We start from the raw sequence: 14,637 nt of genomic DNA, 5'->3' as shown, positions 1-14,637 counted from the left end.
CGGCACTGTGTGAGCGTGCCTGAATGTGGGTGCGGCACGAGTCTACCGGCGACACCCGACCACCTCGCGATCAGTCGCGGATCTTCACTCCGAGCGCATCGGCGAAGGCCGCGCCATGCGTCTCGCACTGGCGCGCGGTCAACGTCGCGCCGCGCAGCGCGGAGGGATCGGTGAAGGAGAGCACCTCCAGTCCGCGCAGGTCGAGGTCGACCGCCCGCAGGCCGCGGGTGTCCATCTCGTCCGCGCGGCAGTCCTCGAAGGCGACGCGATCAGCGCGTGCCTCCGGCAGGTCGATCGTGCCGAAACGGCATCCCACGAAGCGCACGTGCGCCAGGTGGGCCGAGGGCAGCCCCAGATAGTCGATGCGGATGCCGCGGAAGGTCACGCCGTCCAGTTCGGCGCGCTGGAGATCGACCGTGCCCAGCCGCCCGCCGTCGATCTCGACGTTGCGCCAGCGCGCATCGCGACCGACGACGACGGTCACCCGTGCATCGGCGATCCGGCTGTCGACGAGCCGCGCCCCGGTCAGATCGAGCCGGTCGAGCGTCGGCGCCTCCCACAGCGTCTCGACCAGCGCTGCGTGCGATGCGTCGGCTTCACCGCTCAGCCCTTCTATGCGCGAGGCGTGCAGCTCGCCCCGTCGGACGAGCTGTGTCACCTGTTCGAGCATCGGCGGCAGATCGGGCGTGCTGTCGCGGGGCGGAGCTGGGTCGTCGCGGCGGGCCATCCGGCGACTCTACCCCCGCGTATGATGGGGGGATCAGCACCGATCCGGCCATCACCGGGGAGCTCTCGGAAGAACGTCGTCACCACGCGCAGGCGGGGGGACGGCCAGTAGAACCGGGCGGGTCAGGCCCGTCACAGCCGCAGTGAGAGAGGCCGCCGTCGCACCGACGGGGGCAACGCGGGGTGGTACCGCGGCTCCTCCGTCCGGGGAGTCGTCCTCGCAGGACGCATCGCAACCTGCTGGAGTGACATGAGCTACCCCCTCGGATCCGACGGATCCCCCGCGACCGAACCCATCGTGCCGAGCCCCCGGTTCCCGCAGATCGAGGACGACGTGCTGCGGTTCTGGGAGCGCGACGACACGTTCCGCGCCTCGATCGCGCAGCGCGAGGGCTCACCCGAGTGGGTCTTCTACGACGGGCCGCCGTTCGCCAACGGTCTCCCGCACTACGGTCACTTGCTCACCGGATACGCGAAGGACCTCTTCCCGCGGTTCCAGACCATGCGCGGACACAAGGTCGACCGTGTGTTCGGCTGGGACACGCACGGACTCCCCGCGGAGCTCGAGGCGATGAAGCAGCTCGGCATCACCGAGAAGAGCGAAATCGAGGAGATGGGCATCGCGGCGTTCAACGCCAAGGCGAAGTCCTCGGTGCTCGAGTACACGCGCGAGTGGGAGGACTACGTCACGCGGCAGGCGCGCTGGGTCGACTTCGAGCGCGGCTACAAGACCCTCGACACGGGGTTCATGGAGTCCGTGCTCTGGGCGTTCAAGGAGCTGTGGGACAAGGGGCTCGCCTACGAGGGCCACCGCGTACTGCCCTACTGCTGGCGCGACGAAACCCCGCTCTCGAACCACGAACTGCGCATGGACGACGACGTCTACAAGATGCGTCAGGACCCGTCCGTGACGGTCACGTTCCCCCTCGTCGGCGCGAAGGCGGAGACGCTCGGCCTCACGGGCGTCCGCGCGCTCGCGTGGACCACCACGCCCTGGACGCTGCCGACGAACCTCGCGCTGGCGGTGGGGCCCGAGATCACGTACGTCGTGGTCCCCGGGGGTTCCGCGGGAGCGGCCGACATCCGCCCCGGTGACGAGTCGGTCGAAGCGACCGCCCACCGCTACCTCCTCGCGGCGGAGCTGCTTCCCGGGTATGCGAAGGACCTCGGCTACGCCTCGGCGGAGGAGGCACAGGCGGCCGTCGAGCAGACCGTCGTCGGCGCCGACCTCGCCGACGTCCAGTACGACCGGCTCTTCGACTACTACGCCGATGCCGACACCTGGGGCACGGAGCGCGCCTGGCGCATCCTCGTCGACGACTACGTGACGACCAGCGACGGCACCGGCATCGTCCACCAGGCTCCCGCCTACGGCGAGGACGACCAGCGGATCACGGAGGCCGCCGGCATCCCGCTCATCATGAGCCTCGACGACGGGGGCCGGTTCCTCCCGCAGGTGGCCGACGTGGCCGGCGAACTGTGGATGGATGCCAACCGGCCGCTCATCCGTCTGCTGCGCGCCGAGGGCCGCCTCCTGCGCGAGGCGTCGTACGAGCACTCGTACCCCCATTGCTGGCGCTGCCGGAACCCCCTCATCTACAAGGCCGTCTCGAGCTGGTTCGTGCGCGTCACCGCGATCAAGGAACGGCTGCTGGAACTCAACGAGCAGATCACGTGGGCGCCGGAGAACGTCAAGCACGGACAGTTCGGGAAGTGGCTCGAGGGGGCGCGCGACTGGTCCATCAGCCGCAACCGCTTCTGGGGCTCCCCGATCCCCGTGTGGAAGAGCGACGACCCGGAGTACCCCCGCGTCGACGTGTACGGCTCGCTGGCCGACCTCGAGCGCGACTTCGGCCGTCTGCCGGTGAACGAGGCGGGCGACGTGGACCTGCATCGTCCCTACATCGACGACCTCACGCGCCCGAACCCCGACGATCCGACGGGCCGCAGCACGATGCGCCGCATCGAGGACGTGTTCGACGTGTGGTTCGACTCGGGCTCGATGCCGTACGCGCAGGTGCACTACCCGTTCGAGAACCGCGAGTGGTTCGATTCGCACGCACCCGCGGATTTCATCGTCGAGTACATCGGTCAGACGCGCGGATGGTTCTACGTCATGCACGTGCTGTCCGGTGCGCTGTTCGACCGTCCCGCGTTCTCAGGCGTCGCCTGCCACGGCATCGTGCTCGGCAGCGACGGACAGAAGATGTCCAAGTCGCTGCGGAACTACCCCGACGTCAGCGAGGTGTTCGACCGCGACGGCTCCGACGCGATGCGCTGGTTCCTCATGAGCTCGTCGGTGCTGCGCGGGGGCAACCTGGTCGTGACGGAGGAGGGCATCCGCGCGGGCGTTCGTGAGTTCCTGCTGCCGGTGTGGAACGCGTGGTACTTCTTCGCCACGTACGCCAATGCCGCGCACGGGGGAGCGACTGCGTCCGGCGGTTACTCGGCACGCTGGCGCACCGACTCGACCCACGTACTGGACCGTCACATCCTCGCTCTGACGGGAGACCTCGTGCGTGAGGTCGCCACCGACCTCGACGCGCTCGACTCCACGATGGCGGCTGCCAAGCTCCGCGACTTCGCGGAAGTGCTCACGAACTGGTACATCCGACGGTCGCGCGATCGCTTCTGGGTGGGGGTCGACCTCGAGGAGCCGACGAGCACAGAGGCGTTCGACACGCTGTACACCGTGCTGGAGACGCTCACGCGGGTGGCCGCTCCGCTCATCCCGCTCGTGTCCGAGCGCATCTGGCAGGGCCTCACCGGCGGCCGCAGCGTTCACCTGCAGGACTGGCCGGATGCCACGGCGTTCGCACCGGCATCCGACATCCGCGACGCGATGGATGCCGTGCGCGAGGTGTCCTCCGTGGCCAACGCTCTGCGCAAGCGCGAGGGCAAGCGCGTGCGGCTGCCGCTGGCCTCACTCACCGTCGCCGTGGCCGGGGCGGCCGATCTCGCCCAGTTCGAGGAGATCGTTCGCGACGAGCTCAACGTCAAGGCGGTCGAGCTGGTCGAGCTGACGGAGGGTCTCGCGGAGCGTTACGGGATCAGTCAGCGGCTCGCGGTGAACGCCCGGGCCGCGGGTCCCCGCCTCGGAAAGCAGGTCCAGCACGTCATCGCCGGGGCGCGCGCGGGAGTCTGGACGCAGGAGGGCGATGTCGTGATCGTCGACGGCATCGCACTCGAGCCGGGGGAGTACGACCTCACACTGGAGGCCGGCGGCGTCGCCGAGGGCACGGCGATCGCGCTGCTCGCCGGCGGCGGCTTCGTCCTGCTGGACACTGTCACGACCCCCGAACTGGAAGCTGAGGGGCTCGCGCGCGACGTGATCCGCGCCGTCCAGGACACACGCAAAGCTGCGGGCTTCGACGTGAGCGACCGGATTCGCCTGCAACTGCTGTTCGATTCCGCGGAGGACGCCAGAGCGGTGGCGGCGGCGTTCGACGTCGCCGGCGTCGCGGCCGAGACTCTCGCCGTCGACTATGCGGTGGTCGACCCCGACGGCCGTGCGCTGGTCGGCGAGGGATCGGTCCTCGCGTCGGCGAGCACCATCGACGCGGAACACGTCGCGACCGTCGCCGCGGGGACGTACGCCAACACCGGGGCCGTGACGGTCGCCGTCACCCGGATCGGAGAGAACGCATGAGCGATCGCAACCGCGCAGACGCCGTCTACACGGCGCTGCTGAGCCGCCAGGGCGAGCAGTGGGTGCAGCCGCGCGTGGAGCGCACCCGGCGCGTTCTCGAACTGCTCGACGACCCGCAGCGCACCTACCGCGTCGTCCACGTGACCGGCACCAACGGGAAGACGTCGACGAGCCGGATCGTCGAGAGTATCGTCCGCGCCCACGGCCTGCGCACCGGCCTGTTCACGAGTCCGCATCTCGAGCGGTTCACGGAACGGATCATGATCGACGGGGAACCGATCGCGGACGCGGACGTGGCCGAGGCCTGGGACGAGATCGCCCCGATCGTCGACCTCGTCGACGCCGAACTCACCGCGGCCGGCGACGCGCCGCTGACCTTCTTCGAACTGCTCACGGTGCTCGCGTTCGTCGCGTTCGCCGACGCGCCCGTCGACGTGGCGGTCGTAGAAGTGGGGATGGGCGGAGCCTGGGATTCGACCAACACCGCCGACGGTGACGTCGCGGTCTTCGCGCCGATCGACATCGACCACGCAGATCGGCTCGGCGAGACGATCGCCGAGATCGCCGCGGTGAAAGCGGGGATCATCAAGAACGGTGCGGCCGCCGTCTCCGCACGACAGGTACCCGCGGCCGTGACGCCGCTTCAGGCGGCAGCGCGTGCCGCCGCCGCGACCCTCGCCTTCGAGGGCACCGAGTTCGCGCTGGAGGACCAGCGACTGGCGGTCGGCGGTCAGCAACTCACGGTCCGAGGACTCGCCGGCCGGTACGAGGATCTGTACCTGCCGCTCTACGGTGCCCACCAGGGCGCGAACGCGGCCCTCGCCATCGCGGCGGTCGAGTCGCTCATCGGAGGCGGAACCCAGCCGCTCGCCCTCGACGTGCTGACGGACGGGCTCGCCCAGGTGACGTCGCCCGGTCGCCTCCAGCTCATCGGGGTCGCGCCGACCGTCCTGGTAGATGCTGCTCACAACCCTCACGGCGCGCGTTCCCTCGTCGCTGCGCTGCGTGACTCGTTCGACTTCGACGAGTGGGGCCTCGTGCTCGGCGTCTTCGCGGACAAGGATGCCGCCGGCATCGCGCGCGAACTCGCCCCCGCCGCCGCCCATGTCTTCGCGACCGCACCCGACTCGGACCGCGCGGCTGACCCCGAGCGGATCGCCGATCTCGTGGAGGAGGCGGAGGTCCCGGTGACCGTCCATCCGGCTCTCGCAGACGCTGCGGAGGCGGCGCGGGAATGGGCGTCCGCCTCCGACCGTCGAGCGGTGGTGATCGCGGGAAGCGTCGTGCTCGCCGGAGAGGCGCTGCAGCTCGCGGCCGAGGAGGACTGGAAGGACGGGTGGCAGCGGTGACCCGCCCGCGCCGCGCGCGGGGAGCCCGGGAATCGCTTGCGTCGGTCGTGCTCGGATTCGAGTCGATCGTCGTGTTCCTGGGGGGACTCGTCGTGTACGGCCTGGGCGCCCTGCCCGATTCGGTCCCCGACGCGTGGGGTATCGCCGCCGGGAGCATCCTCGCGGTCGTCATGATCCTGACGGTGGGGGTGCTCCGGCATTCCTGGGGGATCGGCCTCGGCTGGGCCTTGCAACTGGTCGTGGCGGTCGGAGCGATCCTGGTGCCGGCGCTCGGCATCGTCGCCCTGGTTTTCGGTGGGATGTACGCGTATGCGACGATCAAGGGCGGCGAACTCGACCGACGCAACGCGGCTCGAGCCGCTGACGCCACGAACGGAGATTGACATGCCCACTGAAGAGACCCTCGTCCTCATCAAGCCCGACGGTGTGGCCCGCGGCCTCACGGGAGCGATCCTCGCGCGCATCGAGCAGAAGGGGTACGCGCTGGTCGACATTCGCCTCGTCGAGCCCGACCGCGACACGCTCGAGCAGCACTATGCGGAGCACGCGGGCAAGCCCTTCTACGAGCCGCTGGTGGAGTTCATGCTCTCCGGCCCATCCGTCGCCATCCGCCTCGCCGGCAACCGCGTCATCGAGGGTTTCCGCTCACTCGCGGGCACGACGGACCCCACGACCGCCGCGCCCGGCACGATCCGCGGCGACTTCGGCCGCGATTGGGGTGCGAAGGTGCAGCAGAACCTGGTTCACGGCAGCGACAGCGTCGAGTCGGCCACGCGCGAACTCGCCATCTGGTTCTGATCGGGCGCCGGCCCGGGCTGCGGCCTTCCGCGCCCTGGACTAGAGGGTGCCGATCCAGTCGAGGCGCAGCTGCGCGATGAGCGCGATCGCCGCGTAGCTCACGACCGCAAGGAGCGGAAGCCATCCCATAGCCGCGCCGGCCACCTCGCGAAGGCGCGTCGGAATCGGCACGATGCCCGATCGCAGCAGGTGCAGAGTCACCGCATAAAAGGTCGGGATCGTCACGACCCACGTGACCATGCACCACGGGCAAAGCGTGCCCAAAACGAAGATGCTCTGCGTGATGAGCCACACGACGAAGCAGAAGGCGAACGCGACACCGGCCCAGAAGCACCACCAGAACCATCGCGCCATGCGCGCTCCGGCGAGGATCGCCGCGCCCACCACGATCGGCGCGACCCACCCCGTCAGCCCCAGGAGAGGGTTGGGGAATCCGAAGACCGAGCCCTGCGCGGAGGTGAGGTTGGCCCCGCACTGGACGACGACGCTGAAGTCGCAGGATGCCGAGGAACCCGGGTTCTGCAGCAGATGGATCTTCTCCACCGTCAGCGCGAATGCCGCGATCCAGCCGATGACGCCGGCGACGATCAGCCAGATCGCGAGACCGGTGGGACGGGTGTGGGTGAGACGGCTCGGCATCCGGCGATTATCCCACCCGCGCCTTTGCAGGGGACCCACCACACCCCCGCCGACACACGCCGTCCGCGGGCGGGATCGCGGATTCGTCGGAGATGGTGCGATAATGGCTCTCGATGCACCCGCGGCCGCGCCGCGACGGCATCACAGAGACTTCGGGCGATGAACGCCCTTCGCAGCGCGAGCCTTGCGCCCGCTGCAGACCGAGTGAGTTCGCGGCCCGGCCTTCACGGAGCGGCGCCGCCAGATTTTCGCCGGACGGCGCGCGGAGCCGTCGGCTAGGAGTAAGCCAGTGATGGCCGATGAGCACAACGACACCCACACTCCCGAATCGACGGATGCCGTCGACGCGCTGACGCCCGATACCCCGGCAGTCAGCGAGTCCGCCATCCCGGCCGAGGCCGACCACGCCGCGGAGGCGGTCGAAGCCGCGGACGAGTCTGAGGGCACCCCGGCGGCCGAGGCGGAGGCGGCCGAGGCCGACGTTCCCGCCGCCTCGGAGACCGAGGCGCCCGCCGAGCCCGAGGTTCCCGCGGCAGACGCCGACGTCCCCGCCGACGCGGAACCCGCGACCGAGGCCGCTCAGCCGGACGCGCCGGCAACCTCGGAGACGGTCACGGCTGTCTCGCTAGGCCTGCTGCCTGAGGTTTTCGTGTCGGAAGTGTCCACCGCCCTCCACTTCTACGCGCCCGAGATCACGCCGCTCCCGGCTCTTCCGGGTTCCGACCGCGATGACCGCGACGGCGAGGCGGAGGGTTCGTCGAGCTCGCGTCGCCGCAATCGGCGTCGGGGGGGTTCCGGTGGGGGAGCGGAGACCGAAGAGAGCGCTCCTGCCGCCCCGCGCCGTCGGGCGGTCGAACTCATCACCGAACCGCAGCGCATCAAGGGATCCACCCGCCTCGAAGCGAAGAAGCAGCGCCGCCGCGACGGCCGCGAGGCTGGACGCCGTCGCGCTGTCGTCACCGAAGCCGAGTTCCTCGCACGCCGCGAGGCCGTCGATCGCGTGATGATCGTGCGTTCCAAGAACGGTCGCATCCAGATCGCCGTGCTCGAGGACAACGTGCTCGTCGAGCACTATGTCGCGCGCAACCAGGACGCGTCGCTCATCGGCAACGTCTACCTCGGTCGCGTGCAGAACGTGCTTCCCAGCATGGAGGCGGCCTTCGTCGACATCGGCCGTGGCCGCAACGCCGTGCTCTACTCCGGCGAGGTGGACTGGGACGCCGTCGAGACCGGCAACCAGCCCCGTCGTATCGAACTCGCACTGAAGTCCGGCGACAAGGTGCTCGTCCAGGTGACGAAGGACCCCGTCGGCCACAAGGGCGCGCGCCTCACGAGCCAGATCTCGCTGCCGGGCCGCTACCTGGTCTACGTCCCGGGCGGTGCGATGAACGGCATCTCCCGCAAGCTTCCCGACACCGAGCGCTCTCGCCTGAAGAAGATCCTCAAGGAGGTGCTCCCGGAATCCAGCGGCGTCATCGTGCGCACGGCTGCCGAGGGCGCCACGGAGGAGCAGCTCACGCGCGACGTCCAGCGCCTCACGGCGCAATGGGAGCACATCAGCACGCAGTCCGGGAGCGGATCCGCGCCCTCGCTGCTGCACTCGGAGCCCGATCTCCTCGTGAAGATCGTCCGCGACGTCTTCAACGAGGACTTCTCGAGGATGCTCATCCAGGGTGAAGACGCGCATCACACCATCTCGGCCTACCTCACCGGTGTCGCGCCCGACCTGCTCGAGCGCATCGAGAAGTACGAGGACGAGCAGGACCCGTTCGACGCGTTCCGCGTGACCGAGCAGATCGAGAAGGCGCTCGACCGCAAGGTGTGGCTGCCGTCGGGCGGCTCGCTCGTCATCGACCGGACCGAGGCCATGACGGTCGTCGACGTCAACACCGGAAAGTTCGTCGGTTCCGGCGGAAACCTCGAGGAGACCGTCACCAAGAACAACCTCGAGGCCGCGGAAGAGATCGTCCGTCAGCTGCGTCTGCGCGACATCGGCGGCATCATCGTCGTCGACTTCATCGACATGGTTCTCGAGTCCAATCGTGATCTCGTGCTGCGCCGACTCGTCGAGTGCCTCAGCCGCGACCGCACGAAGCACCAGGTCGCAGAGGTCACCTCTCTCGGTCTCGTGCAGATGACGCGCAAGAAGCTGGGCCTCGGGCTCCTCGAGACCTTCAGCGAAGCGTGCGAGGTCTGCGCCGGCCGCGGGGTCATCGTGCACCACGACCCCGTCGTCAAGCACCGCGCCCCGCAGCAGCAGAACGGCTCCTCGCGCCGTGGCCGCGGATCGTCGTCCAACGGGGGAGCCGGAGCGGCTCCTCAGGGCGGCGGCACTCACGTCATCACCGAGAGCGCCAAGTCGGCTCTCGCGCAGATCGCGGCCTCCACGATCCACCCGGTCGATGTCCTGCCGGCGGTCGAGATCGAGACGGCTGAGGCGCCGGCCTCCGCGGATCGACCCAAGAAGCCGCGCAAGAAGCGTGCGGAGTCGCCGAAGACCGAGAAAGACATGCTCCTGGACTCGGTCCTCAACGCTCTGCCGGAGCCGAAGGCACCCGGCCAGGGTCGCGCGCGCCGACGGGTGACGACGGCGGCCCTCACCGGCACGCCGGTGTCCGCGACCCCCGAGGACTGACAGCGGGCGGGTCAGTCCCGCCCGCGGCGCTCCTTCGCCGTCACTCGAAGGCCGGAGGCGATCAGCCGCCTGACCAGCTCATGGCCGCTGACCGCCTCGGCCCCACCCGCCACGAGCCGAGGAATGGCGTCCTCGGGAACGTCGTAGTGGTCCAGATCGAAGGCGCGAGCAGGGATGCCGTGGGCCGCGGCGAACCGGTGGAGCTCATCCAGATCGGAGTCGCTCACGAGGTGGGCCCACAAGCGACCGTGGGCCGGCCAGCGGGGATCGTCGACGAGAACAGTCATCGTCTGGCATCCTACGGCGACACGCCTCAGCCCGCTTTTGCCCATCTTCGCCCCATCCGGTAAAGTAGAACTTCGGTGCGCCCGCGTCGCAGGCCTATGGCGATGCTTCGGAGAGACTCAACAGCCCCCTGTCGAGACCCCGCACCAAGACTTCCCAGTCTCACAAAGACAATCGGAGCCGTGCGCTCCAACAGAAGAAACAGGTGTGAAGTGGTTTACGCAGTTGTGCGCGCCGGTGGCCGTCAGGAAAAGGTCGAGGTCGGCACGATCGTCGTTCTCGACCGCCAGCAGGCCAAGGTCGGCGACAAGCTCGAGCTGCCCGCGGTGCTGCTCGTCGACGGCGATGCCGTCACGACCGACGCCGACAAGCTCGCGAAGGTCACCGTGACCGCCGAAGTCCTCGGCGAAGAGCGCGGCCCGAAGATCATCATCCAGAAGTTCAAGAACAAGACCGGCTACAAGAAGCGCCAGGGACACCGTCAGGACCTCACGCGCGTCAAGATCACCGGCATCAAGTAAGCCAGGGAGACGCTTCAGATGGCACACAAAAAGGGCGCAAGCTCCACCCGTAACGGTCGTGACTCCAACGCTCAGCGACTGGGCGTGAAGCGCTTCGGCGGCCAGACCGTCAGCGCCGGCGAGATCCTCGTCCGTCAGCGTGGCACCCACTTCCACCCCGGCGCGCTCGTCGGCCGTGGTGGCGACGACACGCTGTTCGCTCTGGCTGCCGGCTCGGTCGAGTTCGGCAAGAAGGGCGGCCGCAAGGTCGTCAACATCGTCCCGGTCGCGGAGTAATCCCGACCGACGCGGGCGTCGACGGCTCCGGCCGTCACACAATCCCATGGCGAGGGGCGGGCTTCGGCTCGCCCCTCGCTTGTTTTATCTGAGGAGTTCCGACATGGTCACGTTCGTCGACCGGGTGACGCTGCATCTGCGCGCCGGCAAAGGCGGTAACGGCTGCGTGTCGGTCCGCCGCGAGAAGTTCAAGCCCCTCGCCGGGCCCGACGGGGGCAACGGCGGGCACGGGGGTGATGTCGTGCTGGTCGCCGACCCGCAGGTGACCACGCTCCTGTCGTATCACCACTCGCCGCACCGCTCCGCCGGCAACGGCGGCTTCGGGATGGGCGATCACCGCTCCGGCGCCGCCGGCGAGCACGTCGAGCTCACTGTTCCGGTCGGCACGGTCGTCAAGGACGTCGACGGGGAGGTGCTGGCCGATCTGGTCGTTCCGGGCACGCGCTTCGTCGTCGCTCAGGGCGGTCAGGGCGGTCTCGGCAACGCCGCGCTCGCCTCACCCAAGCGCAAAGCGCCGGGATTCGCCCTGCTGGGCACCCCCGGTTGGGAAGGCGACGTCCAGCTCGAGCTCAAGACGGTCGCGGACGTCGCCCTCGTCGGGTTCCCGTCCGCGGGCAAGTCGAGCCTCATCGCGGCGATCTCCGCCGCCCGTCCCAAGATCGCCGACTACCCGTTCACGACGCTTCACCCCAACCTGGGAGTCGTGCAGGCCGGTGAAGCGCGCTTCACCGTCGCCGATGTTCCCGGGCTCATCGAGGGTGCGAGCGAGGGGAAGGGGCTCGGTCTGGAGTTCCTCCGGCACGTCGAGCGCTGCACCGCGCTCGTGCACGTACTCGATTGCGCCACGCTGGAGCCGGGACGCGATCCCCTCAGCGATCTCGACGTCATCCTCGAGGAACTCGGCAACTACCCCGTCCCGGAGGGCCAGCTGCCGCTTCTCGAGCGTCCCCAGTTGATCGCTCTCAACAAGGTCGACGTTCCCGAGGCCCGCGATCTCGCCGACCTCGTCCGTCCCGACCTCGAAGCCCGCGGCTACCGTGTCTTCGAGATCTCCACCGTGAGCCACGACGGCTTGCGAGCCCTCACCTTCGCCCTCGGCGATATCGTGACGACGCATCGCGCGGCCCAGGCGGCCGTCGTCGTCCCCGAGCGCGTCGTCATCCGTCCGCACGGAGCGGAGAAGGAGTTCATCGTCCGCGTCGAAGGCGGGACGTACGGCAACATCTACCGCATCCTCGGCACCAAGCCCGTCCGGTGGGTGCAGCAGACCGACTTCCAGAACGAGGAGGCCGTGGGCTTCCTCGCCGACCGGCTGGAGAAGCTCGGCGTCGAGGACGAGCTCTATCGCGCCGGCGCCGTGGCGGGCTCGACCGTCGTCATCGGCGAGGGCGACGGCATCGTGTTCGACTGGCATCCGTCGCTGTCGTCTCCGGCGGAGCTCATGACGGCGCCGCGCGGTACCGACCCGCGACTCGATCTCAACCCCCGCCGTACGACCTCTCAGCGGCGCGAGCGCTACCACGAGCGGATGGACGCCAAGGCCGAGGCACGTGCCGAGCTCGAAGCCGAACGGCTGGGAGGTCGCTCGTACGACGAGGATGCCGAGTGACCCTGCGAGAGCGCGCCGACCTGCTCGGCGCGCGACGCGTCGTCGTGAAGGTCGGATCGTCGTCCATCAGCGGGGAGAACGCGCACAAGATCGAGCCGATCGTCGAGGCCCTCGCTGCCGCGCACGCGCGTGGCACAGAAGTCGTGCTGGTCTCGTCGGGAGCAATCGCGACCGGGATGCCGTACCTCGCGCTCGATGAGCGCCCGAGCGACCTGGCAACGCAGCAAGCCGCCGCCGCCGTCGGTCAGAACGTTCTGATCTACCGATACCAGGACGCGCTCCGTCCGTTCTCCATCGTCGCGGGCCAGGTGCTCCTCACCGCGGGCGACCTGGAGAATCCCACCCACCGTTCCAACGCGCGACGCGCCATGGAACGTCTGCTGAGCCTTCGGATCCTCCCGATCGTCAACGAGAACGACACGGTGGCGACCCACGAGATCCGCTTCGGCGACAACGATCGGCTGGCGGCTCTGGTGGCTCAGCTGGTCGGCGCCGACGCACTCGTCCTGCTGAGCGACATCGCTTCCCTCTACACGCGTCCGCCCAGCGAGCCCGGAGCGCGTCCCATCGAGCGGGTCGAACCCGACGACGACCTCTCCACCTACGAGTTCGGCTCCGTCGTCGTCAACAGCGTGGGCACCGGTGGCGCCGCTACGAAGGCCTCCGCCGCACGCCTGGCATCCGCTGCCGGAATCGGAGTGCTCGTGACGAGCGCCGACCTGGTCGCCGAGGCCCTCACGGGCGCGGCGGTGGGTACGTGGTTCCTGCCCCACGCCGACGCTGCGCCGACGGTCGGGACGACTCCCGTCCGCACCGTCTGACGGCCCACCGCCTCGGTAGACTGTGCCGATGACGACGATCGCCACGACCGCCGAGGAACGCCTGCTGCGAGCAAAAGACGCCGCTCGCCAGATCGGTCTCCTCGACGACGCCCGCAAGGCGGCGGTGCTGTCATCGATCGCCACGTCGATCTCAGCCCACCGCGACGCCATCCTCGCCGCGAACGCGGAGGATGTCCGGCGCGGCAAGGAGAACGGCCTCTCGGCGGGCCTGATCGATCGCCTCACCCTCGATGACGGGCGGATCGCCTCGCTGGCCGACGCAGTCCGAGCCGTCGCCCACCTGCCCGACCCCGTGGGCCGCATCCTCGATGAGCGCACGCTGGCGAACGGCGTCACGCTCCAGAAGGTCTCGGTCCCGTTCGGCGTCGTGGGCTCCATCTACGAAGCTCGCCCCAACGTCACCGTCGACATCGCCGCGCTGGCGCTGCGTTCGGGCAATGCGGTGGTACTCCGCGGCGGCACCGCCGCACAGGCATCCAACGCCGCTCTCGTCACTGCCATGCGCGACGCGCTTGCCGACGAGGGGGTGGATCCGGAGGCAATCCAGACCGTCGACGATTTCGGGCGCGACGGGGCGCGCGCCCTGATGAATGCGCGCGGTGTGGTGGATGTGCTCGTCCCGCGGGGGAGTGCGGAGCTCATCGAGACCGTCGTCACGCAGTCGACCGTTCCCGTCATCGAAACGGGTGCCGGTGTCGTGCACATCGTGCTCGACTCGAGCGCACCGCTGGAGTGGGCACGCGACATCGTCGTGAACGCGAAGGTCCAGCGCCCGAGCGTCTGCAATGCCGTGGAGACACTGCTGGTCGTCGCCGACGCCGCCGAACGGCTCCTGCCGGACGTCACATCCGCTCTACGCTCGCACGGCGTCACCATCCACGGTGACGAGCGTGCGCGCGCGATCGTGCCGGACGCCGTTCCGACGACCGATGCGGATTGGGCGACCGAGCACATGAGTCTCGATATCTCCGTCCGTGTGGTCGACGACCTGGACGAGGCTCTCGCGCACATCCGCCGATACTCGACGCAACACACCGAGTCGATCGTCACGGCCGACGAGGAGCACGCCGAGCGGTTCCTCGCGGAAGTCGACTCCGCCGTCGTCATGGCCAACGCCTCGACGCGGTTCACCGACGGAGGCGAGTTCGGGTTCGGGGCAGAGGTCGGCATCTCGACACAGAAACTCCACGCGCGCGGGCCGATGGGGCTTCCCGAACTGACGAGCACGAAGTGGCTCGCTCGCGGCGCCGGGCAGATCCGCGCATGACCGCCTAAACTGTACCTGCGCACCCGCAACCGAACGGAGCC

13 protein-coding genes are annotated in these 14,637 nt (G+C 69.2%); 10 read left to right on the top strand and 3 right to left on the bottom strand.

Going from position 1 to position 14,637, the window contains the following annotated elements; genetic code table 11:
• Positions 1 to 70: 70 nt before the first annotated feature.
• Positions 71 to 727 carry a hypothetical protein gene (locus P0Y48_04440; protein ID WEK14459.1) on the bottom strand — a complete coding sequence of 219 codons (657 nt, stop codon included), beginning with the start codon at positions 725 to 727 and terminating at the stop codon, positions 71 to 73.
• Positions 728 to 976: 249 nt separating this feature from the next.
• Here P0Y48_04440 and ileS point away from each other — a divergent pair, with 249 nt between their 5' ends.
• Genes ileS through ndk form a run of 4 tightly spaced genes read left to right on the top strand, consistent with a single transcriptional unit; the run spans position 977 to position 6,522 of the window.
• Positions 977 to 4,375 (top strand): isoleucine--tRNA ligase, encoded by a 3,399-nt coding sequence (gene ileS, locus P0Y48_04435; GenBank protein ID WEK14458.1) that lies wholly within the window; start codon positions 977 to 979, stop codon positions 4,373 to 4,375.
• Complete coding sequence (locus P0Y48_04430) at positions 4,372 to 5,724, top strand: bifunctional folylpolyglutamate synthase/dihydrofolate synthase (GenBank protein ID WEK14457.1); 1,353 nt, start codon at positions 4,372 to 4,374, stop codon at positions 5,722 to 5,724. The genes ileS and P0Y48_04430 overlap by 4 nt, the downstream gene beginning before the upstream one ends.
• Complete coding sequence (locus P0Y48_04425; GenBank protein WEK14456.1) at positions 5,721 to 6,107, top strand: DUF4233 domain-containing protein; 387 nt, start codon at positions 5,721 to 5,723, stop codon at positions 6,105 to 6,107. Before P0Y48_04430 ends, P0Y48_04425 begins: the two co-directional genes overlap by 4 nt.
• Position 6,108: 1 nt before the next feature.
• Positions 6,109 to 6,522: a nucleoside-diphosphate kinase gene (gene ndk, locus P0Y48_04420; GenBank protein ID WEK14455.1), complete on the top strand. Its 414-nt coding sequence runs from the start codon at positions 6,109 to 6,111 to the stop codon at positions 6,520 to 6,522.
• A gap of 39 nt (positions 6,523 to 6,561) precedes the next feature.
• Here ndk and P0Y48_04415 read toward each other — a convergent pair whose 3' ends face one another.
• A complete protein-coding gene (locus P0Y48_04415) occupies positions 6,562 to 7,161 on the bottom strand; it encodes a vitamin K epoxide reductase family protein (GenBank protein ID WEK14454.1) in 600 nt (199 codons plus the stop codon).
• A 292-nt stretch (positions 7,162 to 7,453) separates the two neighbouring features.
• Here P0Y48_04415 and P0Y48_04410 point away from each other — a divergent pair, with 292 nt between their 5' ends.
• On the top strand, positions 7,454 to 9,796 hold the full coding sequence (locus P0Y48_04410; protein WEK14453.1) for an Rne/Rng family ribonuclease: 2,343 nt from the start codon (positions 7,454 to 7,456) through the stop codon (positions 9,794 to 9,796).
• A gap of 11 nt (positions 9,797 to 9,807) precedes the next feature.
• On the opposite strand, the gene P0Y48_04405 is transcribed toward P0Y48_04410, so the two are convergent.
• Positions 9,808 to 10,083: a DUF4031 domain-containing protein gene (locus P0Y48_04405; GenBank protein ID WEK14452.1), complete on the bottom strand. Its 276-nt coding sequence runs from the start codon at positions 10,081 to 10,083 to the stop codon at positions 9,808 to 9,810.
• 210 nt (positions 10,084 to 10,293) lie between these two features.
• On the opposite strand from P0Y48_04405, the gene rplU reads away from it, so the two are divergent.
• The 5 genes from rplU (at position 10,294) to P0Y48_04380 (ending at position 14,596) form a co-directional block, all read left to right on the top strand.
• Entirely contained in the window at positions 10,294 to 10,602 is a 309-nt protein-coding gene (gene rplU, locus P0Y48_04400) for a 50S ribosomal protein L21 (GenBank protein ID WEK14451.1), read from the top strand.
• An 18-nt stretch (positions 10,603 to 10,620) separates the two neighbouring features.
• Complete coding sequence (rpmA, locus tag P0Y48_04395) at positions 10,621 to 10,878, top strand: 50S ribosomal protein L27 (protein ID WEK14450.1); 258 nt, start codon at positions 10,621 to 10,623, stop codon at positions 10,876 to 10,878.
• A gap of 103 nt (positions 10,879 to 10,981) precedes the next feature.
• Complete coding sequence (gene obgE, locus P0Y48_04390; protein ID WEK14449.1) at positions 10,982 to 12,487, top strand: GTPase ObgE; 1,506 nt, start codon at positions 10,982 to 10,984, stop codon at positions 12,485 to 12,487.
• Positions 12,484 to 13,308 (top strand): glutamate 5-kinase, encoded by an 825-nt coding sequence (gene proB / locus P0Y48_04385; protein WEK14448.1) that lies wholly within the window; start codon positions 12,484 to 12,486, stop codon positions 13,306 to 13,308. The genes obgE and proB overlap by 4 nt, the downstream gene beginning before the upstream one ends.
• A 28-nt stretch (positions 13,309 to 13,336) precedes the next feature.
• Positions 13,337 to 14,596: a glutamate-5-semialdehyde dehydrogenase gene (locus tag P0Y48_04380; GenBank protein ID WEK14447.1), complete on the top strand. Its 1,260-nt coding sequence runs from the start codon at positions 13,337 to 13,339 to the stop codon at positions 14,594 to 14,596.
• Positions 14,597 to 14,637 lie beyond the last annotated feature (41 nt).

This window comes from Candidatus Microbacterium phytovorans, assembly GCA_029202445.1.
In the GTDB taxonomy this organism is placed as follows: Bacteria; Actinomycetota; Actinomycetes; order Actinomycetales; family Microbacteriaceae; genus Microbacterium; species Microbacterium phytovorans.
This window is presented reverse-complemented; position numbering and strand designations above follow the sequence as displayed.

Coding starts and splice junctions, on each gene's coding strand:
- P0Y48_04440 (WEK14459.1), bottom strand. CDS start 727: ATGGCCCGCCGCGACGACCCAGCTCCGCCCCGCGACAGCACGCCCGAT.
- ileS (WEK14458.1), top strand. CDS start 977: ATGAGCTACCCCCTCGGATCCGACGGATCCCCCGCGACCGAACCCATC.
- P0Y48_04430 (WEK14457.1), top strand. CDS start 4,372: ATGAGCGATCGCAACCGCGCAGACGCCGTCTACACGGCGCTGCTGAGC.
- ndk (WEK14455.1), top strand. CDS start 6,109: ATGCCCACTGAAGAGACCCTCGTCCTCATCAAGCCCGACGGTGTGGCC.
- P0Y48_04415 (WEK14454.1), bottom strand. CDS start 7,161: ATGCCGAGCCGTCTCACCCACACCCGTCCCACCGGTCTCGCGATCTGG.
- P0Y48_04410 (WEK14453.1), top strand. CDS start 7,454: ATGGCCGATGAGCACAACGACACCCACACTCCCGAATCGACGGATGCC.
- P0Y48_04405 (WEK14452.1), bottom strand. CDS start 10,083: ATGACTGTTCTCGTCGACGATCCCCGCTGGCCGGCCCACGGTCGCTTG.
- rpmA (WEK14450.1), top strand. CDS start 10,621: ATGGCACACAAAAAGGGCGCAAGCTCCACCCGTAACGGTCGTGACTCC.
- obgE (WEK14449.1), top strand. CDS start 10,982: ATGGTCACGTTCGTCGACCGGGTGACGCTGCATCTGCGCGCCGGCAAA.
- P0Y48_04380 (WEK14447.1), top strand. CDS start 13,337: ATGACGACGATCGCCACGACCGCCGAGGAACGCCTGCTGCGAGCAAAA.